The sequence below is a fragment of the candidate division WOR-3 bacterium genome, assembly GCA_026418155.1.
Classification (GTDB): Bacteria; Hydrothermota; Tepidihabitantia; order Tepidihabitantales; family CAIPLT01; genus JAOABV01.
Window position 1 is genome coordinate 1 of the sequence record JAOABV010000073.1, and the last position, 7,646, is coordinate 7,646.

Consider the following 7,646-nt stretch of genomic DNA (forward strand, 5'->3'; position numbering starts at 1 on the left):
TAATAATGTCAAGTGTTGTTATTGAGATTATTTTACTTCTTTGTGATTCTTTAGTGTATGTTGTCTGCGACTTTTTTTGTTACAGGGAAGATCCATGGTAACCAGGAGATAATTGGTTTGAAATATATGAAAGTTACCTTGGTTAATGAGTTAAAAAGATTGAGTAATTTATGATTAGGACTTTACAAAGACAAATTAATCCTTTACATTACTACTAATGGTATACTATGAAATTATGAATGGTATCAATAATATCTTTAACCTCAGACTAAATATGGTTCAGATGGCACAAGCCAAAGGCATTAGTGAAACCGCCAGATATTACAAAACTACCCGTAACACAGTCCGCAAATGGCTTAACCGATATACCCAACAAGGATTGAATGGTTTAACAAACCGTAAGCGTACCCCAAAACACATTCCTCATAAAACACCTAAAACGATTGAAGAAAAAATAATTGAACTACGAAAAAGCCACCCTGCCTGGGGTCCGGAACGCTTAAAGATGCATTACGAAATACCGGTATCTACTAAAGCAATCGCTCGAATCATTCGCCAAGCAGGATTAGTCAAAAAGCGAAAAAAGAAATGGAAAAGGCAAAGAGATTTAAGAATCCAAAAGCAAGCCTTAAAGCCGTTTCAATTGCTACAGGTTGATGTTAAAGACCTCAGTGATATAAGCAGGTATTGGTCCTCAGATGAGAAGTTTCCATTTGCCTCGTTATCAGTTTACGGCGCAGGATGTGAGGACTGGTGGTATCTGGTATGCTTATGGTGAGAGTAAGGATTCGACCAATAGTGCGGTATTTATCTATTATTTACTTAGGCAGCTTAAGCATTATGGTGTAGAGATGAGTGAGGTAACGATTCAGACTGATAATGGAGTTGAGTTTGTCGGGCATATTTTAAAGAAGCATCGGGTCTCAGGTTTTATGGGGATTATCGAGCATTTTGGTGCTAATTATCGTCGGATACCGCCGCGGGCATGTAGTTGGCAGAGCGATGTTGAAGTTTGCCATAAGTTGATTGAAGAGGAGTTTTATGATGTCGAGGATTATCAGGATCGGGCAGAGTTTATGGCCAAAGCGTATGGTTATTGTTTATATTTTAACTATCGGCGAAAGAATCGTTGGAAAGGTTGGAAGGCGCCTGTGCAGTTATTAAGAGAGATAAATAGTGACATCTCACCGAAGGTATTCAATTTGCGACCAATAATATTAGACGATTATATTGACGAATTATTAAATTGTGGTTACCATGTGCCGACATCAGCCACAGTAAAAAATAAAGCGATTGACTTAAACTTTTATAAAATTACAATTAGATATGATTATTAATAAAACTGGTTTTGGTTGGATTGAGATTGATAATCGTAGATATAATACGGACATTATTATTTATCCTAATGGCACAATTGAAGACCGATATAAAGATTTCAAAGGCGATAACCATATTATTAGTAAATGGGAGGCAGAAAAAGTTATTAAACAAGAGAAGCCAGAAGTTTTTATTGTTGGCACGGGTCAAGCCGGTATTGTCTCAGTTTTAGGTGAAACCAAGAAGTTCTTATCCGAGCAAGGCATAAAACTTATTGCTGAACCAACTCCTCAAGCAATTCAATCATTTAATCACACCACCCAAAAGAAGTGTGCGATATTTCATGTGACTTGTTAAAATTAGTTACTAAAAATAGTGTAAGAAAGATATTTTAATCACAAAAACACGAAAATTTTGGTAATTGTTAACGGCTATAGCAAATCACTAATTAGCTGTTTTCAAATTGTTGTGATTTTTCAAAAGCATTTCCTGTTTGCAATTTCTTATCTCTCATTAGCTTTTTCCATACTCAACCATGACTCGGCATCTATCTCAACTAATTTTTGAGATTTTAAGAATTGTAAAAGGCCAGCCATATCTAAAGTCCGATAATGGTCTTCAATTTGTAATGCTTTAGGCAGAAATCTAAAAAATGCACCTGAACCAAGATTGTCTTCTAATCTTAAAAGATGTTCACTAATTACTTCACGAATTGAAGATTCTTTGGGAATAGGAAAAGTAATTGGTTCTACCTTTTGTTGAGGAAATATAAACAATAAACCCGACACATCGGTTATTTTGAATCCTTCTTTCAGTAAAGCATTTTTTAAGATAAAAGAGTAAAGTCCACCCAAAAGATGAATAATATGAACTTGTTTATTCTCAATAAAATAGGGAAAACCGTTAATGTTCTCAACGCATTTAGAAAATAGTCTTTTCAAAAAGAGCGGAATCATTTTATAATGATAGCCAATTGTGCCCGTCCCTTCAAAAACTTTGGTAGTGCCTGAAGCATCTTTGAGGTATTTAACAAATACCTTACGCTCTTTTTCTTCCAATCGTAATAGTTCATAAGTCTTACCACCGAGAATAAAGCGTTCGCTTAAATAAAAGACCTGACCTAAAAATGTGCCAGTTTCAGCATTATAAACTGAATAAGAACCAAAACTTTTTTCTTGAAGATTGGAATGAATTTTGCCGAACTCAATCTTCTTTTCTAATTTATCCGTGAGAAAATAGATATCTTTTTTAACGGCACTGATATATTCAGTTTCTACTAAGTGATTAAAAACCTCATATTTAATCTCTGGTGCATCCGATAGATAATTTTGGGTAATATTCATAAATGCGTCATAAGTTAAGCCAATGCGTCTTCTCTGAAAAGCATAAGAAAAGATTACTTGCGGTAAAATTGAAATTGAAGGAATATAATTTCGTTCATAAAGCAAACCTTGTTTAGCACATTCAAAGAAGATTTCAAACTGGATTTTTTCTAATAAAGAGGTATAAATACCAATTGCAAAGAGATAATTCTCTCTGCGGCGATTACCTCGTCCGATTCTTTGTAAAAGTGAGCTGACATTATATGGCGGACGATAAAGCACAACACAATCAATATCACCAATATCAATACCCAGTTCTAAAGTAGAAGTTGCACAAAGTATTCCCCTGCTTTCACGATTCATTAGTTGTTCTACTTGTTCACGCTCTTTACGAGATAGTGACGAATGGTGCACCCAAACAGGATAAGGTGCAGGAATTCTTTTCAGAGTCTGAAGAAATCCTTCAGCCAAACTTCGGGCATTAAAGAACCAAAGAATCTTTCTGAATTCGTTCTTAGTAAAATAGTCTAACAATTGATGGATGAAATTATCCTTGCCGTAGACAAGTTTGTAATCAAGTTCTCGCGGTTGTTGGACACAAATGACCCTAATATTATTCGGCTCAGCAAAATAACGTTCAGCGATTGTTAAATCATCAATGGTTGCAGAAAGTGCAGTATATTGTAATTTATCTGTAATGCCAAGACTTTTTCTTAATCGTTCCAGACGATTTAATAAGATTCTTAATTGGTCACCTCGTGGTGTCTTATCTAATAGATGTAATTCGTCTAAAATGACACCATAAAGATTAGTAAATATTTTAGGATGCCGACAGAGCATGGAGTCAAAGGATTCTGGAGTTGTGATTAACATAAAGGGTAAGTCGGTCTCTTTAATTGTCGGATAATCTCCGGTCTTTCTATCTAACTTCAAATCCAGATACTCAAGTTTATCAACCAGTCGTCGATATAAATCATTAACTAAGGCACGGGTAGGTGAAATGTATAAGATGGCTAATTTATTTGGTTTGGTTTTAAGTGCATTTTCAATCATCGGTGCAACCACAGCCTCAGTTTTGCCTGTGGCTGCTGGTGAGATAACCAAAACATCTTTACCATTAATAATTTCAGGAATTGCCTTTATTTGTACTTCAGTAAATCGACCAAAATGGCCAAAGAATGGAAAATAAGTGCGTATTAATAATTCTTTGACTGACTTCATATTATGACTTGTTAACCGGTTATCCGTAATTAGACGATTGACTTTTTGCTACTGGATTTTCGACCAATTCTGAGCACATCTAAACTTTCGACACTAAACTTAATAAAGTATCGAATACCATTATCTGCCTGTCGTAAAGCATTACTTAAAATCTGGTTTTTGGTCTGGTCCGATAATATAAAATCAGGATAGGCAATTTTGTAATATTTTACCAAGGCTTCATAGCAATTTCTTAAGTCTTCTCGTTTTAAGGGAGATAAGGATATGATATTTCGGCAGAGATTTTTAAGCCGAATTGTTTGTGGTTCTGGTGTTGTGGCTAAGACCAAAAGCACATAGGCATCTTTATAAATATACGGCGTGGGTCTAACTTGGTTGTGAATCAAGCGAGAGTCGATAGTTTTTAAGGTTGGGTCATTTTGTGCCAAGCGAATGAGACCTTCTAAAAAGTTGACCCCGCGTTCATAAAAGAAATTATCCCATAAAAAGGCAATCGTTTCAACTTCATCTAATAATAACACCAGACCATTATATTTCAAACTTCTGATTAAATAAGAAAGACCAGAGATAAGATAGCAATAAAAATCCGATGCTGTCGAAAAATCATATAGGGCAGGAATGTTATAAGCGCCAGAAATACGATAAGGCATAGTAAATGGTCTTTCACCTTTTTTTGTGATACCGGTAGCATATTCTTTGGTGCTTTCGGCTTCAATCCACTGCCAAAAGACCTCGGCTTTTAGACTATGATGGTCAATTTTGCTTAACCGAGAGAGAACCGGAGCAAAAAAGATATGGTCCTGAATCCCAAGATAATTAGGCGGGCCGTATTCTTTCGTTGCAAAGCGCATTAATTCCCGAAAGCCAGCCTCACGATTACTATTAGAATGGTCCTTAATTAAATACCTTAAATTAGCAAGCATTTCTCGGTAGATTCGTTTGGGTCGGGCAGGCTGAGTTTCATCTAATGAAAGCTCAATCAAACTGACTACAAAATTCTTTTTTAAGGCTTGGGCACGAATATACTCTAAAAGATGCGATTTTCCAGTTCCGTATTCACCTTCAAAAATAATGACACCACCTTGGCCATCAGTTAATTTATTTAGTGCGGAAGTAACTAAATTAATCTCTTTGTCTCGACCAAAAGTAAAATCGGCAACATCTTCCATTGGCACAATCCCTAATCGAAATGCTTCAATCATTCGATGCGCCTTTATCTTTAATGCTTCGCCTTTTAATTCTTCAAATGGTTTTAATTCTTGAAGCAATTCCTCAGGAATTCCTTCAATGCGTGATGCCGGAATCCATAGTCTTAAGCCAGAGTCAAATTGAACTAAACATTCAATTTGAGGGCCGGCAGATGATTTTCTCGTTGTTAAAAGGTCACCAGAACCAAAAACCGGATGAGAAACTCTCACTTGTATTAAATATTAAAAATTAAATATTAAATATTAAAAAGAGAAAACCAAATATTAATAACTATAAACACAAAATTCGTGTATATTCATAGTCAAATTTCTTGTTCCGTAACTACTTCTTTTTCCTTGGTCTCTAATCGTTTTCCAGTAGTTTTTAAGATTTTTCTGATTTCTTTGGTATCAGTTAAAAATAAAGATAAAGACCGCGGGTCATTACGAATTGTTTGTAAAACTTCAATCATACTTACGACAAATAACCGACGATAACTTATATCATAAGCAAAAACCTTTACTGCTTCATGGGCTAAATTTGTTATTAAGGCCGTTGATTTTTCTGCATCAAGTTTTAAGGGATATGCGGTCTGGTAAATTTTCATTAACTTTTCGCCTAAACTCATTAAAAACGTTTCGGGTGTTAAATCTAACTCTTCTAAATTAATCTTTACTCCTAACGGATTAACCATTGAAAATATGCTGCGTAACCGTTGTTTAAGTGCTTCATATACGCCACCGGAGCCTTCTAATAACATATTTTCATCCGGAATTGCATAGAAAAACATTGCTCCTGGCAAACGACTATTGCCACACTCGTCAATAATTTGTCTTAAATTATCTAATGCTCGTCTTCGGTCCTTAGAACTACTCATCGATATACCTCTTTCGGCTTCATCAAAGAGAAAGATAACACCATTGTAACCGATTAGATGTAACCATTGAATCAAACTACGAATCATTCGGAATGCAGTAGACTTATCAATCCGTTCAGAAATTCGATACTGAGCGCGAATATCTTTTCCTATATCTTCGCCTTTTAAGTATTGGATTACAGACTGAAACGCATCGATATCATTAGTAGCAATATTGAAAAATGCACCTTTAATCGCATTTAAGAAACTGATACTTTCCACCCCTTTTAAGATGTTAAGATAATCAGTTATCGCATCAAGATGTTCAATTTTTGCCTTCACTGAGTTATACCAATTTTCAATAAAGGCTTCAATGCCTGTAATTGGTGGTTTTAATGGGTCATTATCCGATGAAGGAATTTGAAGATTAGTTACAATCTGTTTATAGACCAGTTCCAGTTTATCAAACGGACATTCTGTGGGATTTAAGGGCACATAGACCACAACATAGCCATTACGAAAAGCCAGATTGCGAACTGAATACAAAAAATGAGTCTTACCACCACCATAATTGCCGATTACTAATTTGAAAGAAGAGAGATGATATTCTTTTAATATTCCTTTAAGATACTCTTGTTCAATAACATTCAGATATTTATCTAAACCGACAGTAAAAGTTTCAACGCCAAATTCTGGTGGCGTGCCTGAACTGCCGAGTTTATTGATGATTAGTAGTGCTTGTCTGGTATCCATATTATTGGCAAAAAGCAAATATCGAATAGTTGATAGTAAGAAAAAATTTCATTCTATCTATTTGGTGAATGCGATTTGATGATAATAGGTTCCTTCGCCTTGCTCATTATCTGGTATCCATATCGATTTTTCTTTGCTCTCAGTAACGGCAAAAGTTGCCACGGATAATTGGATATTAGAGATTAAATTGGGATTAGTTTTCAATTTATATATATCATAACTATATTGGATCCGAGAATATTCTGAAAAATTGCTTTTTGTTGGGTCGACCTTAAAACTTTTTGATTGCAATAACATCACAAACTCCGGCAATAGATCTAATAGATTGACTTTAGTGCCCAAATCGAAACCATTTAATAAAATATACCGGTGGTATGCCGATTTTAATAAATTAAAAAAATCTTCAGGATGTTGCCACTTGGCTGAAAGATTTTGGTCAAATGTTTTAATTGTTTCTGCAATTTGAACTGGTTCAATAGATAGTTTTTTAATTAGTTCCTTTTGCGGACCCCACCAAATTGACGCTGTGCCATTAGCAAAATCAAACTTAATTGTATAAAACTTGACCTTTAAGATTGGTAATTGACCAGAAACCGAAGCGAAATCGGACATTAACTCTTTGAGCCTTGTGCCTAAAGCAAAATGAAACTCTTCTTTGAATTTCTCAATTGAATTTAGATTCTCTTGGCAGAAGTCATTTAAGTTTTTATATAATACAGTCTCAGCCAATAATTCTGAAAATGGGGGAGAAGTATAGAGTTTTTTTAATTGTAAATAAGACTTTTCAATATCATAGGGCTTGGTAGATAAAGTATCTTTATCCAACTTGATTAATTCGGTCAGCATTTTTTGAATTTTGTTTAATTGTCGTATTAACTCCGAAATATCTGATAACTGATTAAATTTTGCTTCGACCTGTTGTTGCATTATGTTAATATTCCTAACAGATAACTTTTCTGTTATTGAGAATTTTTCCTTAATCTATAATT

Annotated in this window: 7 protein-coding genes; 3 read left to right on the plus strand and 4 right to left on the minus strand. The window is 34.8% G+C overall.

Annotated elements, in window-relative coordinates; translation table 11 throughout:
- The first annotated feature begins 217 nt into the window (after positions 1 to 217).
- The 3 genes from N2201_06995 to N2201_07005 are packed head-to-tail and all read left to right on the plus strand — an operon-like array spanning position 218 to position 1,674.
- Complete coding sequence (locus tag N2201_06995) at positions 218 to 778, plus strand: helix-turn-helix domain-containing protein (GenBank protein ID MCX7785945.1); 561 nt, start codon at positions 218 to 220, stop codon at positions 776 to 778.
- On the plus strand, positions 699 to 1,337 hold the full coding sequence (locus tag N2201_07000; protein MCX7785946.1) for a hypothetical protein: 639 nt from the start codon (positions 699 to 701) through the stop codon (positions 1,335 to 1,337). Before N2201_06995 ends, N2201_07000 begins: the two co-directional genes overlap by 80 nt.
- Positions 1,327 to 1,674, plus strand: coding sequence for an MTH938/NDUFAF3 family protein (locus N2201_07005; protein MCX7785947.1), 348 nt, complete (start codon positions 1,327 to 1,329; stop codon positions 1,672 to 1,674). The genes N2201_07000 and N2201_07005 overlap by 11 nt, the downstream gene beginning before the upstream one ends.
- A 146-nt stretch (positions 1,675 to 1,820) precedes the next feature.
- Here N2201_07005 and N2201_07010 read toward each other — a convergent pair whose 3' ends face one another.
- From N2201_07010 to N2201_07025, 4 genes are all read right to left on the minus strand, one after another.
- Positions 1,821 to 3,860, minus strand: coding sequence for a DEAD/DEAH box helicase (locus N2201_07010; GenBank protein MCX7785948.1), 2,040 nt, complete (start codon positions 3,858 to 3,860; stop codon positions 1,821 to 1,823).
- A 29-nt stretch (positions 3,861 to 3,889) separates the two neighbouring features.
- Positions 3,890 to 5,278, minus strand: a complete 1,389-nt coding sequence (locus N2201_07015; GenBank protein ID MCX7785949.1) for an ATP-binding protein — start codon at positions 5,276 to 5,278, stop codon at positions 3,890 to 3,892.
- Positions 5,279 to 5,370: 92 nt separating this feature from the next.
- Complete coding sequence (locus tag N2201_07020; protein ID MCX7785950.1) at positions 5,371 to 6,657, minus strand: ATP-binding protein; 1,287 nt, start codon at positions 6,655 to 6,657, stop codon at positions 5,371 to 5,373.
- A gap of 57 nt (positions 6,658 to 6,714) precedes the next feature.
- On the minus strand, positions 6,715 to 7,584 hold the full coding sequence (locus N2201_07025; GenBank protein ID MCX7785951.1) for a hypothetical protein: 870 nt from the start codon (positions 7,582 to 7,584) through the stop codon (positions 6,715 to 6,717).
- Positions 7,585 to 7,646: the final 62 nt, after the last annotated feature.